Origin of the sequence: Cloacibacillus sp. An23 (genome assembly GCF_002159945.1) — a bacterium.
Taxonomy (GTDB): domain Bacteria; phylum Synergistota; class Synergistia; order Synergistales; family Synergistaceae; genus Caccocola.
In genome coordinates this window covers 71,321-86,854 of the sequence record NZ_NFJQ01000003.1, presented here as the reverse complement: position 1 = coordinate 86,854, position 15,534 = coordinate 71,321, and the positions used below count along the sequence as shown (strand labels likewise).

Sequence of the window (15,534 nt, the reverse complement as noted above, 5' to 3'; positions counted from 1 at the left end):
ATGAGACAGGATACTATTTACGACAACAGCGACATATTAACATCACACGGCAGCGTCTTGCAGCGGAAGCACGCGCTTCAAATCGCCGAAGCCGGGATCAAAAGCGTAATTCCTTACGAATCGACGAAAAAATATATAAACCTGAGAGGCAATAATCTGACGGTCGGCACACTATCTTTTGACCTTGATAATGTAGATCATATATATGTCGTCGGAGTCGGAAAGGGTTCATATCCGATCGCTCAGGCTATAGACGATATACTTGGAGACCACATAACCGAGGGGTTTCTTGTTGTAAAGGAAGGAGAAAAACGCACCCTCCCGCACATTGAAGTGTTCGAATCAAGCCATCCGTTCCCTGATCAACGCAGTGTGACAGGAGCACTTCGTATTAAGGAAATTCTCGAAAAAGCCGGCTCCAACGATATTATCTTCGCAGCTGTGACGGGCGGAGCGTCCGCGTTGGTCAACATACCTGCCGGAAATATAACCATAGACGAAATGTGCGAGACGAATCGTCTCTTGCTACGGTGCGGCGCGGATATACGCCAAATGAACGCCGTGCGCAAACATCTCTGCAATCTGAAAGGCGGCCGTGTCGTCCAATACGGGCAGCCGGCCTTTGTGATCACATTTACACTTGATACGAACACGCCGGGAATGCCGTGGCCTGACCTTTGTCTGCCCGATCCTTCCACATTCCAGGATGCAATCACCGTCTTGAACAACCACGATCTATGGGATAAAGTTCCCGCCTCAGTCAGAGAACGGCTACAGGACGGAGTCGAACATCCTGAAAAAGAAACTTTAAAAACATTGGACGGCATGAAACAAGCTCTGTTCAGCGTGGGAAATCAGCGCGTGGCATGTGCCGCAGCGGCTCAAAAAGCAAAAGAGCTCGGCTATACCCCGTTGATACTGTCCTCATGCATCGACGGCGAAGCCAAAGACGTTGGAATGGTTTTGGCCGGGATCACAAACGAAGTCATTTCTTCAAATAACCCTATCCCTGCGCCATGCGCACTGATCAGCGGCGGGGAGACGACGATTACCATAGTCGGCAAGCCGGAGAGCGGCGGTCCAAACCAAGAATGTGTATTCGGATTTGTAAACAAACTCAGAAGCGAAGAGGACGTCGCGTTTATAAGCATAGATACGGACGGCACAGACGGCCCGACGGATATAGCCGGCGGGATCGTCGACGGATACACAAAAGAAGAAATGGCGAAAAGCAGCATCTCTTTCAGCGAAATATTTTCAAAACATGGGACAAGTGCCGCGCTCTCAAAGCTTAATGACGCCATCTACACAGGGAACACAGGAACTAACGTCATGAATCTGCGCGTAGTGGTAATAGGAAAACCATCTTCATGCCACGACGGCGATACAATCAAGAAAATTGAAGGCCGGGAAATATTAAATGCTAAAGGTATGCCTACAGTCGAAGCAAATATCCAAACAACCAAAGGTTATATGGCAACCGCATCTGTACCGTGCGGGACGTCTCAGGGCTCCTACGAAGCTAAGGCGCTGTACGACGGAGGCAGGCGCTACAACGGAAAAGGTACGCGCATAGCGGCGGGGCATGTATCCAACGATATAAACGCCATACTTGCAGGTAAACAGCTGGCAGATCCAGCGTCTTTAGACCAGCTAATGATCAAATTAGACGGGACTGCGGACAAATCCGGGCTGGGGGCAAACGCTATTTTAGCTTCGTCAGTCGCAGTCGCAAAAGCATCGGCGATGTCTAAACACATTCCGTTGTATAAAAGCCTATACCGCCAAGACTCATATAAAATACCAGACATAATCGCTACCGTGATTGCTGGAGGTGCGTTTTCCGTCTCCGCACACGCTCTGGAATTTGAAGATTACCTGTACGTTTTTTCAAATTTTGATTCTTTCGACGAAGAATTAGAAGCGTTAGTTACTCTTAGGGCTCACTTACAGAAAAAATTGACGGAACAATACGGTGTGATACCGGAAGACGGCGGAGCTCTGGCCGCGCCGCTAAAGTCTACCGAGGAGGCATTCAAATGGATGCTTCAAAGCGTCAGGGAATGCGGCTATGAAGGGAAAGTTACATTAGGACTTGATGTCGCCGCATCGGAATCATACGATAAGGCGACGCAGACATACCGGTTTAATAAAGTATTCGGCAGAGACGAGCTTACTGATTACTACGCAGATCTTTGTAAGAAATATCCGCTGACATACATAGAAGACGCCTTCCACGAAGACGACATCGACGGGTTCGCCGCCCTGCGGAGCAGGCTGCCTGGCGTCCAAAATGTCGGAGACGATTTATTCGCGTCCAACATTGCAAGGCTGCGTGAATATCACACTGTTGCGAACGGTCTGTTGCTGAAAATCAACCAAATCGGCAGCGTTTCAGAAGCCATCACTGCAGCCGAGTTCGCCCAGAAACACGATATGGACGTGATAGTCTCCCTGCGCTCAGGAGAGACGACGGACGATTTTATTGCAGACTTGGCAGTTGCGGTCAACGCGCGTCAAATTAAGCTCGGCTCTCCGGTTAGAGCGGAGCGAAACGTAAAATACAACCGCTTGTTACAAATTGCTGAAGAATTGGGGAGATGAGAATGAACAACGCTGAACAAATCACAAGCAAGACTCGGTCGGACTTTATCTATGAACGTTTGAAAGAGGACATCGTAAATCTATATTATAAACCTGGGGAAAAGTTATCAGAAGCTAAGATCGCGGAGCGGTACGGCGTCAGCAGAGACTCTACACGCAAGGGAATCACCCGGCTTGCGCAGGAGGGGCTTTTGATAAGCCGCCCGCAATACGGGACTATCGTATGCGAGCTCTCCGTGAAACAAGGCAAAGACGTCTGCGACATCAGGCTCCTGTTGGAAACGTATGCGGTGAGATTAGCTGTAGAAAACATAGATCCATCAATCTCAGCAAAATTAATGGAGGATTATCAACGGTTATGGAAAAAACTTGACGACGATTCACCGGAGACGGTAAACGCGATTTATGACCTTGACGACAGAATGCACAACGCTATTTACAACGCGTGCGGCAACGAGATGGTCCCACAGATAATTCATTCTTATTCACCCATCATAAGGCGTATACAAGTCGCCAACATGATGGGACATAACGAAAGAAAGCGCGGGACTATGTCTGAAATGGGGAACATTATCGCGGCGTTGGTCGATAGAGACGTAAAGGCGGCGGAAGCTGCAATGTACGTCCACATCAACAACATTAAGAAAACTGTAGAGAAAAATACAGATTAAAACAGAGAGGTGTTATGTTATGAAAAAGTTACTTGGAATCTTGGCGCTTGCGTTGCTCATGATCTCCTCCAACGGCATTGCAAAAGCTTATGCTGACGCCGTTTCGGACTATCCGAAAAAAGAAATTACTATCGTGGTGCCTTGGAACCCCGGCGGGACAAACGACTTAATGGCCCGCGCTATGCAGCCTGTCTTCAAAAAAATGTACGATGTGGATATCGTAGTCAAAAACGTCCCCGGCGGCGGCTCCGCGGTCGGCATATTAGAGGCTCAGAACGCACGCCCTGACGGATATACGCTCGGCATAGCGACCAGTTCATACATCGCGCTCGTCGCTCAGGGAAGAGTCGCGGCTCCGCTTGATTCCGCCGCAAACATGATGGGGATCGCAGAAGAACCCGTGTGCATGGTCATCAAAAACAACGGAAAGTACGCTTCTGCACAGGACGTTATCAACGCGGCAAAAGCAGCGTCGGGGCAAATCTCGGTCGGCATCCCCGGTTCCAATAACGTAAACCAGGCATACGCTACTCTGCTGCAGGAAAAGATAGGAGCCCAATTCAACTTTATAGCTTTCGACGGTGGGTCACGCGTCGTTGCCGAGCTTATCGGAGGACACGTCGACTGCGGAATCCTAAAGCCCAGCGAAGTAATGAACCAGATCAAAGCCGGAGAGCTCAAGATCGTCGGTGTCTTCAACAAAAACGGCATTCCTCTTTTGCCGGAAGTTCCGACGTTTGAGTCCCTAGGATATGACGTATTTAGGCTTGGAAATATCCAGCAGATGGCCTACCTGATGGGCCCGAAGAAGATCGATCCGGCAATTCAGGCTAAAATCGTAGAAATGTTTACAGGAGTAATAAAGTCTGACGATTATAAGAAATTTGCAGACTCCGTTGGAATAGTCATAAATCCGATTTCCGGAGAAGAATTCGTGGAATACTTTAAAGAAGTCAGCGAAGGCCTGGAAAAAGCGAGCAAAGACATATTTACAAAATAAGTCAATTTTTACAAATACTAGCCGTAGTACACAACTTATTGCTACGGCTAGTAACTTGGAGGATTCGTAATGAACGCAAGAAAAAGTGCATTCTTCTTTGAAAATGTCGTATTGAGTATGTTGTTTGCCGTATTCGCTTACTTATTATACATAGCGAAGACAAGTCCATCCTATTCCAGCGGCGGCGACACGGCATCGATGACGTTTCCGAGCTGGATATTCATCATAACGATGCTGCTCTGCGCCCTAAAGCTGTTTATAAATTATATAGCAGGCAAGAAAAGTACCGGCGGCACCGAAGCCGGTAAGACACACATAAAAGTATACATAACCCTCCTATCTATCATAATCTATGCCTTCTGCTGGAACTTGGCCGGATTCAGCATCAGCACCGTGGTTTTTGTAGCTTTTGTCTCCCAGATGCTTCGTCCGTCATGTTCCATGCCCAAAACATTTATTACGGCGCTCGGCGTCGCCGTATTCATGAACATAGTATTTGGTATGTTTTTCAAAGTCGATTTCCCGGAACCTCTGCTTGAGTATTTCCTTTACTAAATTCAGCGGTCTTATAAGTTTGGAGGCATGACAATGGATTTACTGACACTACTCGGCGGCGCGCTTGATATACTTATAAATATCAAAGCGTTATTGTGGATACTCTTAGGGACGTTTCTCGGACTTGTCTTTGGGGCATTGCCGGGGCTCAGCGCCACTATGGCGGTCGCATTGCTGATTCCACTCACGTTTTATCTTGAACCCGTCGTCGCAATCAGTATGCTTATAGGCGCATATATAGGCGGCATTGCCGGAGGGGCTGTTTCTGCGATTCTTATCAATATACCGGGGACGCCGTCTTCCGTCGTCACGACTATCGACGGGCATCCGATGGCAGTACAGGGTAAGGCTGCGAGAGCGCTTGGCTGGGCGGCTTTTTCATCCGGCTGGGGAAGCATAATAAGCTGGATGCTATTGGTCACTATCGCCCCCATGCTCGCAAAAATATGCACAGGCTTTGGTGCTCCCGAATATGCGGCGCTGGCGTTCTTTGGATTATCCATCATCGCGGCAGTATCGGGCGATTCGATAATGAAAGGCATAATCGCAGGTTTCATAGGCGTTTCGTTGTCTTTCGTCGGCGTAGACCCAATCTGGGGAGATTTGCGGTTCACTTTCGGCAGTATCAACCTTATGGGGGGAATCAGCGTCGTCTCCGCACTTATAGGATTGTATTCCATTCCGCAAATTCTAAACAGCTGCCTGGATAAAGATAACGAGAAATTAAGCGCCAAGGATCTCACGATTAAAAATATCGTCCCCCCCTTTAAAGAACAATTCGCGCACAAAGTCAATATCATACGATCAAGCCTAATCGGGACACTGATAGGAATCATACCGGCAACCGGCGGCAATATCGCGGCGTTCCTGGCATACGACCAAGCAAAACGTTTTTCAAAGGAGCCAGAGACGTTCGGCAAAGGAAACGTAGACGGGATTATAGCTTCCGAAGCTTCCAACAACGGAGTATGCGGCGGAGCTTTGATTCCGATGCTTACGCTTGGGATTCCCGGCGACAGCGTAACTGCAGTATTGCTCGGAGGCCTGATGATACACGGCATACAGCCTGGGCCGATGCTTTTCAGTGATTCTCCCGCGTTTATCGGAGGCATCTTCACCGCCGTATTCATCGCAACGATGTACATGGTGCTGCTACAGATATTCGGGATAAAGATTTTCGTGAAAACACTAAACGTCCCGGTCAACTATCTTAACGCCATTCTCGTCGTGTTATCTCTGGTCGGGTCATACGCAATCAGGCAGAATTTCTTTGACGTCATCCTGACGTTGTTTTTCGGCGTGGTCGGCTACATCCTTACAAAGGCAAAATTCCCATCGGCGCCTATTGTGCTTGGACTAGTGTTAGGCAGCATGTTTGAAGGTGAATTCAGAAGGGCCTTGAAGTTGGGCGGGGGAAGTATATCAATATTTTTTGAGCGCCCGATAGCATTGGTTATAATAATTCTTGCATTTGCTATCATCATATCGACGCTGTGGAAATCATTGAAGAAAGAAACGTCTGCCGCTTAAGCATTTCTAATACTACTTAACTTAAAGTTATAGTAAAGTAGAAGAACACGTGCCTTTATTAAGACACGTGTTCTTCTTGTCCCGCTATTTGGTAATTTTGCAGCTTCCCTTTTCCTATACATATCTTGATATAATATATAACGTTATGTGACACATTACGTTGCGTTTGATTTTGTAGTGTATAAAAAGGATTGACGTTTTTGAACGAAGAAACAAGAAACAAAATAACCGACATGCAGGTGCGCGCCTTTATGGCGTTCGCGCGGAGTATACGCCCCGGCTGGCGCGCGAAGGCGCTGGCGCTGCCGCTTATCGCTCTGATAAAATTCCTCGGCATACGCAAGGACGTGGCGCGCCGCAACATCATGCTCTGCTTCCCGGAAAAAAGCAAAGCCGAGCGCGAGAAGATTCTCGCTGAGTCCTACGAGAGCATGATATGGACGGGCGTCGAGCTGCTCGCGTGGCAGCACGACCCGACGCTCATCGACCGCATGGTCGTCAGCGTGGAGGGCGCGGAACATATCGAAAAGGCGTACGCCGCGGGCAAAGGGCTCGTAATATTCTCCGCGCACCTAGGCAACTGGGAGCTGTCGCCCGCGTGGTACTCGCGCCGCTGGCCCTTCTGCGGCGTCGTGCGCCAGTCGGACAGCCCGTTCCAGCGCAAACTCATAGCGACGCTGCGCGCTGCGTCGGGCCTTCAGACGATAGACAAGCACGCGCCGATGATCCGCGTCATATCGCTGATAAAGAAAAACGGCTGCTTCGGCGCGCTCGCCGACCAGCACGGCGACGACGGCTTCAAAGCGCCGCTGTTTGGACACGAGACCGGCACGGCGACAGGCCCCGCGGCCTTCTCCGTCCTCACGGGCGCGCCGCTGATGCCTTTCGCGCTGCGCCGCCTCGAACCCTTTAAATTCGCGGTAAAGATGGGGCCGCCGCTCCCGCCCGCGCCGAAGGAGCTCAGCCGCGACGACGCCATCAAATATCAGACCGTCGAAATGAACAAGGTCTACGAGAAAATGATCCGCGCCAACCCCGGCCAGTGGCTCTGGCAGCACAGGCGCTTCCGCGAGATAATCACGGACTAGGCCGCGCGCGTATCAAGCGTGAAAGGCGAACGCCGAAGCGCCGCGGCAGTTATTCTCGTACGGGCGCGCGGAGAGGAAAATAAAAATTTTCAAACGCCCTGCTCTTGTCTTGAAATTTACGAAAGAAAGGAAACGGTGAAAAATGCACCCAGCGTTAGAGCCGTTCGCAGCATTAGCATGCTGGATAGGCGGGGCCCTCGCCTTTGTCTTCGCAATGCGGGCCCTCGTCCTGCGCCTGCAGAAGAAAAAAGCCGAGAAGCGGCGCATGTTCAGCCCGCTCTCCCCTACGCTGCAATGGATGAACACGGCGGGCTCCATCCTGCTCGCGCTGAACGGCGGCGACTTCCGCCTGATGGGCGGAATCTTCAACCCGCGCTGGGAACACGACGAAAAGCTGCTCGCCTCGATTAGGAAAATGCTCCTGGAATACTGGGGCATACAGGGGCACGAGGGCGCGGTAAGAGAGATGAGGAAACTCGTCAAAGGCGGCATGAGGGCGTGGTACGGCGAGGAAATGCGCCGGCTCGAATCCCTCTACTCCGGTTGTTCCGAAGAAGAGCTCATCGCCGCGGCGCAGAAGACGGACCAGAAAGCCGACGAGGACAGTTTCCTTCCCAAAATGCTCATGGCCTACCGCCGGTACGGCGAAAACGCGCTGCTCGGCTGGGACGCCGGCCGCGCCGCCTACATCGTGCAGAACTGCTACTACGCCGGGTACGTCTCGATGGAGGAAGTCCTCGACATCGGCGTGGACGCGGGGAAGCTGGCGCAGGCCGCCTTCACCTGCTGGGAAGAAATGATGGAAAGCTACCTGCTCGGCGGGCAGTACTGGCTGAGGGAAAACGCCGGAGACCCGGACTCCTCGACCGCGAAACGCTGGAAAATATACGAGGCGCTCCTGAACGGAGACAAGCCCTACAAAAAAATCCCGTACGCGGCGGTCGCGTTCGACACGCCGCTCTCAAAAGAAGTGATAACCGACAGATTCGGCTTCATGCCCGAATACAGTGAATATTACGCCGCGAAAAACGCGCAGCAGTAAAGGACGGAGCCGGACGATGGCCGTAGTCGAACAGAACATAAGCGGCGTAAAGCTGGAAAAAATGCGCAAAAGGGTGTGCCGCCTGACCTTCCTCGCGATCAAAGGCGCGAAGGCCGTTTTCGCCATGGGCGTCGTTGTCACGTTGTTCCGCCAAAGGCATTTCATTCGGTACATAGCGGAAGGACACTGGCAGGCGGCGATAGGCGCGGGCGCGATGGCCGCGGGCGGCCTCATGCTCTCATTCTGCGTCGCGGCGGCTTTTTACGCCGTCTGCTCTATGCTCTTCTGGTCGCGCTCGTACAACCTATTCAACCAGAACTATAAAAACAAGTACGTGCTGACGAAAATGAGAGAGACGCCGGGCTTCTCAGAGCTGAAATACACGGCGGGGCGCGGCCTCCCATTCGGCGGCATCGCGAAGGCGAAGCTCCTTCCAGTAAGCTCTGAGACATATTTCAAGTCGAAAGACTACTTCGAAGGAGTTTACGACCGGATACGCTTCTGCTCCGGCAGCGTCGAGACCTTCGACACGGCCTCAGCCGCGACGCTCTTCGAAGGGCAGGTCATAATATTCTCCGCCTTCCACGAATTTAAAATCAGCGAAACGCCCGTGCAGATATTCTCAAGCAAAGAAAGCGGCAAAATGAAGGGCCGCACTCTCCCGCACAAAATCGAAACAGAAAACGCCGCCTTCAACCGAAAATTTTCCGTCTTCGCGGAAGACGGACACACAGCCTTCTACATACTCACGCCCCAAGTGCTAGAAGACATAACCGAATTCGCCGGACTTTTCCCCGGCGCGACATACATGGCATTCGCGGGAGAATCCATGTACGTCGGCTGCGCGCAGCTGCACAACCCCTTCGACGCCTTCGTAGACGTGCCAGTGGAAGAGCAGAGCGCGAACATCAAAAAAGCCGCCGAAGTAATACGCAAGGCGCGGGACATAATGATAGATATTGGACGGAGAGAGGGAGAAAACGCACAGGACGGGGCGAATTGTCACGCACAACGTATCTTACGATAACAGAACAATATTGACACAATGTAATCATTCATTGATTCTACACTGCGCAAAGACGATTTATTTGTGAGCCGTGGTCAATAACATACTATAGATTCATAAATACCTACTAACACATTTCTAAAAATAAAAACAGCACTACAATTGTCGTTTTTTTATAAGTTGTATGAACGCCTCTATCTGTGGTGATATAAATTTATTCTTGTGGTATACAACTTGACTCCATAAGTGAAACGAACTACAGCATACATCAAGGAGAGCAAGTTCTTTGTTTTCTAGACTTTCCTGTACCGTAAAATTGGGCATAAAAGATATCCCCATCCCCATTTTTACTAAACGCAAGATAAGTTCAAGGCTCTCTATTTCAAGGATAGGAACAAGCTCGATATCGTTTCGCGCCGCTTCTATATCCAGACATTTTCTATAAATGGCGTTTCGCTCTGTTAGAATCAAGGGCTCTTTTGCTATCTCTGATAAATGTAGTTGCTGACGGCGGCATAGCAAATTATTCGGGTGTGTAACAAAACTGAGATTGACTGGAGAGATAGCTTCTTTTATATAGTCTTTTCTATATGATATATTATCTATCAGATAAATAACATCCAACATATTTTCCCGAAGGAATTTGTATAGATTAGATCCGTTCGCGACAGTAACTTCAAGATTTACTTTAGGATACAGTTCATGATATTCGGTGATAAGACGCGGCAAATCCCAAATCAAAAGCGATTCCGGCACACCGACACGCAAAGCGCCGCCGACAGAGCTGTCGGCGTTGCCTAAGTTAAGCGCTTCCATTTCCAGACGTGCAAATCTATTTGCGTATATTATAAATTCTTCTCCTTTAGATGTAATAGAAACGCTTTTACCAATCCTGTCAAACAATAAGAACCCTAATTCATTTTCCAGTTGTTTTATCTGTACCGTTATCGTCGACTGCGAATAGCCCAACTCATTTGCTGCTTTCGTAAAGCTGCCGAGCTCAGCAACTCGAAGAAAAGTATATATATTTTTTAATTCCATATTCTCACGAACATTCCTCCGTTTATTTAATAAATACCATTCATAATTGACTTCCCGAAGCTTATGCGAAGCAAAATATAAGCTCCGGGAGGTCATTACTTATCTAATGTCACTTGAACTGTTTCTTAAGCTAATTACTCTTGTAAAATCACATAGAGAAACCAGTCAGAAAATTAGAACCAGTGCGGCTCCTCCCAAAGATTGAGTTTAATACCGATGTTATTGGCGATAGCATTCTTATACACATCGTAGCTCCACGCTACATCATTAACAGGCATGCCTCCGGCGACGAAGAATATTTTTTCTTTTTCATCGGTGCGCCCTGGAACCTTTTTCTCAACAACATCTCCAAGATTAATGATATCTTTATCTTCGTCAAGTTTTCCTTCGACCTGCAGCCTGATGACCTGATGCGTCGGAGCCCAAGTAGACAAAGATTTTAACCCTTCCTTGCTATTGAGCCCGTCTTCGCGCCATTCCTGGTGCATTTTCCAGTTATCGACAACAATCTTGTGATTCAGACAGAACTCGTCGGAAACATCCACGACTCCGCTGGTCGCAAGCAAAGCACCGTCCTTCATCCAAGATTCTTCAATATGCACCGCGTTTTTGCCGGATGTCGCAACCGCAATGACATCGGAATTTCTGACGCATTCTTCAGGCGACTCCGCAACATGCACCTGTATGCCATTGGCCTTCATCTCTTCGGCAAACGCTTCGCTTTTCTCCTTTATTATGTCATAAACCCAGGCAGTTTTGATAGACGGGCGTCCGGCGTTGATCGCTAAAAGAGACGCCCTGCTGATGACGCCCGCTCCGAAGATACCGGCCGTCTCCGCGTCCTGTTTGGCAAGGTGGCGGGCTGCAACGCCTGGCACAGCGCCGGTCCGCATAGCGCTTACAAGATTTCCCGACATGAATGCAAGCGGCGCCGAGGATACCGGGTCGTTAAGAACGATCATAAGAATCGAACGAGGCAAGTGCCGTGCCGCAGGATTCTCGACATTCGAGCCGTACCACTTTTCTCCGCATACGTTAAACCTTCCGCCCAGATATGCGATCATCGCCATAAAGCGTCTGTCCGGGCCTGCTACGGGCATATTAAAGCGCGGCTGTTCCGGGAACCACAGCATCACGCCGTGGCTGTTTTCCTTTGGTCCGCCCATCAGGTAATCTCCCCTGGACAGTAAGCGGAAAACTTCTTCCACCGTGTCCACACATTTCTTTGAATCCAAAACTCCTGCCTTTATCATATCAGGCTCTGAAAGATACAGAAAATCAACCTTGCCGCTCATAAGACATATCCCCTTTACATAATTATTTATTATCGCTGACGGCCTGTGGACGGCGATGACCGTGTCCAAGGCATACAGTGAAATTAAAGTGCTTCGTTTATTAATTAGTACTCTTATGGATAGGTGCGTGGAATACTTTCAGCACTTTCCAGGATACCAATACCACTATAATCAGCGCCGTGACTAAGGCGCCTGTGTATGGCAGCACCAGGCCGTTGGCGATCATGATCGGAGCGAATGTGATGATAATCAATTCACCCCACATATTGCTGAACAGATATGATATTGAATAGTCGTCAAGCGTCGTGCTTTTGAAATTAGGATCACAGACTCTTAAAAGAGTAATACCTATCGCGGCGACGCCGGATGCCCAACCATATGTGAAAATCCCTTTTTCAAACCAATCCTTTGTGAAAACTCTTGGCGCAAACCACAGCGCCAGCCAGAAGTTATAAAGGACGCCAAAAGCAAAAAGTATCGTCAAAGGGAGAGCATAGCTTACGACTACGCTTGGTGTTATGGATGCTACGCCGAAGCCGACAAGGTAGTCTGTAAACGTAGACCCCAACCTGGTAATGACCTTTTTATCGATATATTTCTCTCCGCCGCCCATTCTCAATATTTTCATAAGCAGAAAACCTACTAAGACGGATAGAGAGAATATCGGCAAACTAAAGTTTTTATTAATCAGCAGTACTCCATCGGCAATCGACTTGGCACAAAAGACTATAAAGAACAGCAACGCCGCGTGCATTGCTAGCGGGTCAACGGAAATACTGGAAAATGTTTCCTTTCCCATTTCCTCACGCTCGCCGCTTGGAATCAGCCCTGTACGGAAACTCTTGGGCAAGTCAACGAAATTTGAGATATAACTTGCGTATCCTTTGATTGTGCCATATTTAATCAGGGCTATGCCTATGAACAGTCCTGTCAATATTCCGACCGTCGCGGAAGTCATGCCGAGCGCCATAGCTTCGTCCCATCCAAGCTTTGCGAAGGAATCTCCTACTGCGGCGGCTGTTCCGTGTCCTCCGACAAAACCGACAGGAAGCATGAAACCAAAGCCGTCCGGCGTAGCGAAAATAGGAACAAAGAGAAGTACACCTAATATCATAGCCATCGAATGCTGGCCGAGAAATACGATCAACTGAAAACTCCACATCTCTCTTACCGGCTTGCCGACATTTTCATTGGCAGCAGAGCTTTTCTCCTGAGAAAGCGGCAAGGCGGCAAACACCAGAGCTATCAGTACGCCGGAGTATTGGCCGAACGCAGATGAAAACGGGATGATTCCTAAACCGTTCGGCCCCAAAAGCAGCCCAATCAACCCGGCAAGCAGAGATGCAGGAATAAACCATGACTGCATGAACGTCAGCCTTGCTCTTAAGAATTGGCTCAGCAAAATTAATCCGCTCATGATGCCAAAGTCCATTACGACATTCCAAAATGTCATAACTATTCCCTCCTTGTCAATTAGAAATGTACGTCACAATGAAAAAACGATGATTTTAGATTCCAGCCAACAGGCTTTAAAGAAATCATCCCAAAACGACAATAATACACATACGGCGTTACCTTACATGGTAATTCCTCCCTATTGATTTAATAATTATTTATATTTTTTGTAGCTTTGTTATATTATAAAAAAGTATTGTTGTATTAATCAAATAAATAAAAATAATATGATCCATTTATTTTTTTCATTAACATTTTAAATTCTTTACTCAAGTATCAAAGATATTTATGGATATGAGGAAATAGGCCTGCAAGAAAAAGTTATCGTAAGAAATTGTTAAGCTCAGATAAAGGCAGGTGGCTTTGTCGAAACAATTTCCTCCAATACGCCGCCGCGCGGCGCGCTGTATAATTTATGGCGACGTTTTGAATCTTCACGGAGGTGGCGGCGGTATGGAGTTTCGGAGATGCGGGCGGCTGTTCAGTTACGGGCTGGCGGCGGCGGTTACTTTTATTTGGAGCGTCACTTTCGTATCGACGAAGTATCTGCTGACGTATCTCGAGCCGGGGGAGATACTGCTTTACCGCGTCGCGCTCGCCTACGCCGTTTTCGTCGCGGCGAGCCCGCGCTTTATGAAGCCGGCCGATCTGCGCGACGAGCTGCGGCTCGCCTCGGCGGGGCTGCTCGGCGTGACGCTCTATTTTCTGTGCGAGAACACGGCGCTTTCGTACAGTACGGCTTCAAACGTCGTTCTGCTATGCGGGATTTCTCCGCTGCTGACCGGCATTGCCGCGCACTTTTTTACGAAGAACGAGAAACTTTCGCGCGCTTTCGCGGCGGGCAGCGTGCTCTGCATCGCGGGCATCTTTCTCATTATTTTCAACGGGCATTTCGTGCTTAAGCTGAATCCGCTTGGGGATTTTCTCGCGCTCTGCGCGGCCTGCGCCTTCGCGGCTTACAGCATCGTCGTGAAGGGCGCGGGAACGTCGTACACTCCGGTGCAGACGGCGCGCAAGATGCTTTTTTACACTCTGCTTTCGCTGCTCGTTCTCGCCGCGACGCCTGTCATAGACCTGCACCCGGCGATGCTCGCGCGCCCGGCGGTCGCCGCGAATATCCTTTTCCTCGCGCTTTTCGCCTCGGCTTTCTGCACGTGGGGCTGGAACATCGTTATTTGGAATCTCGGCGCGGTGAAGGCTAACAACCTTATCTACGTGACGCCGCCTCTGACGATGCTTTTTTCCGCGCTCGTGCTCGGCGAGCGCATCACGCCGTTCGCGGTCGCCGGCGGCGCGCTGATATTGGGGGGCGTGTATATTTCGCAGAAGATAAGGAACGGCGGCAATTAAATAGCGGCGCGCCGGCCGGCACGGGAAGCCGGGTCGCGCGAGGCCTAATAAAGCGCAGGCCGCCCGCCAGGACTTTGTTCCGGACCTGCGGGCGGCTGCGTTTTGTTTCAGCCGCAGAAGCCGGCGGCGCTTAATTTCGGAAGTTTTCCTCGATTATGGGAGCGAGCTTGTTTACGACTTCATCGACGAGGATTTTTCCTATATCGGCGCTCGCTCCATCCGCTCTCGCGAACATGCCGGACGGAGGCAGAGTTTCTTTCTTCTGCGGGAATATTTTGTACGGGAGCGGAGCCGGGATGACGCCCGCCTCCGACAGCTCCATTCTGACGAGTTCCGGACGAAGGTAAAGCATTATCGACGTCTCGGTAAGCGCGGCGTGCTCCGCGACCCAGCCGGGCCATTTGTCTCCGAACAGCTTGTCGATCAGCCCGTCGCTTATGAAATCCCACCAGTTGACGGAGATCGCTTTCACTCCGCTTTTGTCGCCGGTCGCCAGCTGAAGCCCTTCCATTATGAAGGCGTAGCTTTCCATGTGCCCGTTGAGCAGTACGATGTTCTTTATCCCCTGGCGGAAGAGGCCCTCGGCCACGTCGCGCACGGCCAGAGCGAGCGTCGCGCCGTCTAAGTTGAGCGTGCCGGGCCACGCGTCGCTTTCCTTGGCGTAGGTGTGGAAGAACGGCGGCGTCATGACCAGCCTTTCCGCGGGACAAGGGAGCCCCGCCCCGGCGAGTTTGTCCGCTATTCCCTGCGCGATGTAGAGGTCCGTGCCGGTCGGGAGATGCGGCCCGTGCTGCTCCACCGACCCGCACGGTATCAGCGCTATCATTTCCCCGCGCGTTTCGTTTATGTCGATCCACGTCATGTCCGTCCAACGTTTTAGTTTATCCATCGTCATAG

At 50.1% G+C, this 15,534-nt stretch carries 13 protein-coding genes; 9 read left to right on the top strand and 4 right to left on the bottom strand.

Annotated features, from left to right (window positions below; all coding sequences use genetic code 11):
* The 8 genes from B5F39_RS03635 (at position 1) to B5F39_RS03600 (ending at position 9,517) form a co-directional block, all read left to right on the top strand.
* Positions 1–2,604 (top strand): DUF4147 domain-containing protein, encoded by a 2,604-nt coding sequence (locus tag B5F39_RS03635; protein ID WP_087364046.1) that lies wholly within the window; start codon positions 1–3, stop codon positions 2,602–2,604.
* Between the two features lie 2 nt (positions 2,605–2,606).
* Positions 2,607–3,275 carry a GntR family transcriptional regulator gene (locus B5F39_RS03630; RefSeq protein WP_158095922.1) on the top strand — a complete coding sequence of 223 codons (669 nt, stop codon included), beginning with the start codon at positions 2,607–2,609 and terminating at the stop codon, positions 3,273–3,275.
* A 19-nt stretch (positions 3,276–3,294) separates the two neighbouring features.
* A complete protein-coding gene (locus B5F39_RS03625) occupies positions 3,295–4,275 on the top strand; it encodes a tripartite tricarboxylate transporter substrate binding protein (RefSeq protein WP_087364040.1) in 981 nt (326 codons plus the stop codon).
* A 69-nt stretch (positions 4,276–4,344) separates the two neighbouring features.
* Entirely contained in the window at positions 4,345–4,830 is a 486-nt protein-coding gene (locus B5F39_RS03620; protein ID WP_087364037.1) for a tripartite tricarboxylate transporter TctB family protein, read from the top strand.
* A 33-nt stretch (positions 4,831–4,863) separates the two neighbouring features.
* On the top strand, positions 4,864–6,360 hold the full coding sequence (locus B5F39_RS03615) for a tripartite tricarboxylate transporter permease (RefSeq protein WP_158095921.1): 1,497 nt from the start codon (positions 4,864–4,866) through the stop codon (positions 6,358–6,360).
* A 200-nt stretch (positions 6,361–6,560) separates the two neighbouring features.
* Positions 6,561–7,448: a hypothetical protein gene (locus B5F39_RS03610; RefSeq protein WP_087364031.1), complete on the top strand. Its 888-nt coding sequence runs from the start codon at positions 6,561–6,563 to the stop codon at positions 7,446–7,448.
* Positions 7,449–7,590: 142 nt separating this feature from the next.
* Positions 7,591–8,490: a DUF1266 domain-containing protein gene (locus B5F39_RS03605; RefSeq protein ID WP_087364028.1), complete on the top strand. Its 900-nt coding sequence runs from the start codon at positions 7,591–7,593 to the stop codon at positions 8,488–8,490.
* Positions 8,491–8,506: 16 nt separating this feature from the next.
* On the top strand, positions 8,507–9,517 hold the full coding sequence (locus B5F39_RS03600; RefSeq protein ID WP_087364025.1) for a DUF3137 domain-containing protein: 1,011 nt from the start codon (positions 8,507–8,509) through the stop codon (positions 9,515–9,517).
* A 135-nt stretch (positions 9,518–9,652) separates the two neighbouring features.
* Here B5F39_RS03600 and B5F39_RS03595 read toward each other — a convergent pair whose 3' ends face one another.
* The 3 genes from B5F39_RS03595 to B5F39_RS03585 all read right to left on the bottom strand — a co-directional run bounded on the left by B5F39_RS03595 (position 9,653) and on the right by B5F39_RS03585 (position 13,285).
* The gene (locus tag B5F39_RS03595; protein ID WP_158095920.1) at positions 9,653–10,537 is read right to left on the bottom strand and encodes a LysR family transcriptional regulator; all 885 of its coding nucleotides are present in this window, start codon (positions 10,535–10,537) and stop codon (positions 9,653–9,655) included.
* 173 nt (positions 10,538–10,710) lie between these two features.
* Positions 10,711–11,832, bottom strand: coding sequence for a tyramine oxidase subunit B (locus B5F39_RS03590; protein ID WP_087364019.1), 1,122 nt, complete (start codon positions 11,830–11,832; stop codon positions 10,711–10,713).
* A 100-nt stretch (positions 11,833–11,932) separates the two neighbouring features.
* Positions 11,933–13,285, bottom strand: coding sequence for a sodium/glutamate symporter (locus B5F39_RS03585; RefSeq protein WP_087364015.1), 1,353 nt, complete (start codon positions 13,283–13,285; stop codon positions 11,933–11,935).
* Positions 13,286–13,740: 455 nt separating this feature from the next.
* Between B5F39_RS03585 and B5F39_RS03580 the strand changes: the two genes are divergently transcribed.
* Positions 13,741–14,637 carry a DMT family transporter gene (locus B5F39_RS03580; RefSeq protein WP_087364012.1) on the top strand — a complete coding sequence of 299 codons (897 nt, stop codon included), beginning with the start codon at positions 13,741–13,743 and terminating at the stop codon, positions 14,635–14,637.
* A 130-nt stretch (positions 14,638–14,767) separates the two neighbouring features.
* Here B5F39_RS03580 and B5F39_RS03575 read toward each other — a convergent pair whose 3' ends face one another.
* Positions 14,768–15,526: a creatininase family protein gene (locus B5F39_RS03575; RefSeq protein ID WP_158095919.1), complete on the bottom strand. Its 759-nt coding sequence runs from the start codon at positions 15,524–15,526 to the stop codon at positions 14,768–14,770.
* Positions 15,527–15,534: the final 8 nt, after the last annotated feature.

Excerpts from the sequence above, each read along its gene's own strand:
- B5F39_RS03635 (WP_087364046.1), top strand. The coding sequence starts at position 1 with ATGAGACAGGATACTATTTACGACAACAGCGACATATTAACATCACAC.
- B5F39_RS03630 (WP_158095922.1), top strand. The coding sequence starts at position 2,607 with ATGAACAACGCTGAACAAATCACAAGCAAGACTCGGTCGGACTTTATC.
- B5F39_RS03625 (WP_087364040.1), top strand. The coding sequence starts at position 3,295 with ATGAAAAAGTTACTTGGAATCTTGGCGCTTGCGTTGCTCATGATCTCC.
- B5F39_RS03620 (WP_087364037.1), top strand. The coding sequence starts at position 4,345 with ATGAACGCAAGAAAAAGTGCATTCTTCTTTGAAAATGTCGTATTGAGT.
- B5F39_RS03615 (WP_158095921.1), top strand. The coding sequence starts at position 4,864 with ATGGATTTACTGACACTACTCGGCGGCGCGCTTGATATACTTATAAAT.
- B5F39_RS03605 (WP_087364028.1), top strand. The coding sequence starts at position 7,591 with ATGCACCCAGCGTTAGAGCCGTTCGCAGCATTAGCATGCTGGATAGGC.
- B5F39_RS03600 (WP_087364025.1), top strand. The coding sequence starts at position 8,507 with ATGGCCGTAGTCGAACAGAACATAAGCGGCGTAAAGCTGGAAAAAATG.
- B5F39_RS03595 (WP_158095920.1), bottom strand. The coding sequence starts at position 10,537 with ATGGAATTAAAAAATATATATACTTTTCTTCGAGTTGCTGAGCTCGGC.
- B5F39_RS03590 (WP_087364019.1), bottom strand. The coding sequence starts at position 11,832 with ATGAGCGGCAAGGTTGATTTTCTGTATCTTTCAGAGCCTGATATGATA.
- B5F39_RS03585 (WP_087364015.1), bottom strand. The coding sequence starts at position 13,285 with ATGACATTTTGGAATGTCGTAATGGACTTTGGCATCATGAGCGGATTA.
- B5F39_RS03580 (WP_087364012.1), top strand. The coding sequence starts at position 13,741 with ATGGAGTTTCGGAGATGCGGGCGGCTGTTCAGTTACGGGCTGGCGGCG.
- B5F39_RS03575 (WP_158095919.1), bottom strand. The coding sequence starts at position 15,526 with ATGGATAAACTAAAACGTTGGACGGACATGACGTGGATCGACATAAAC.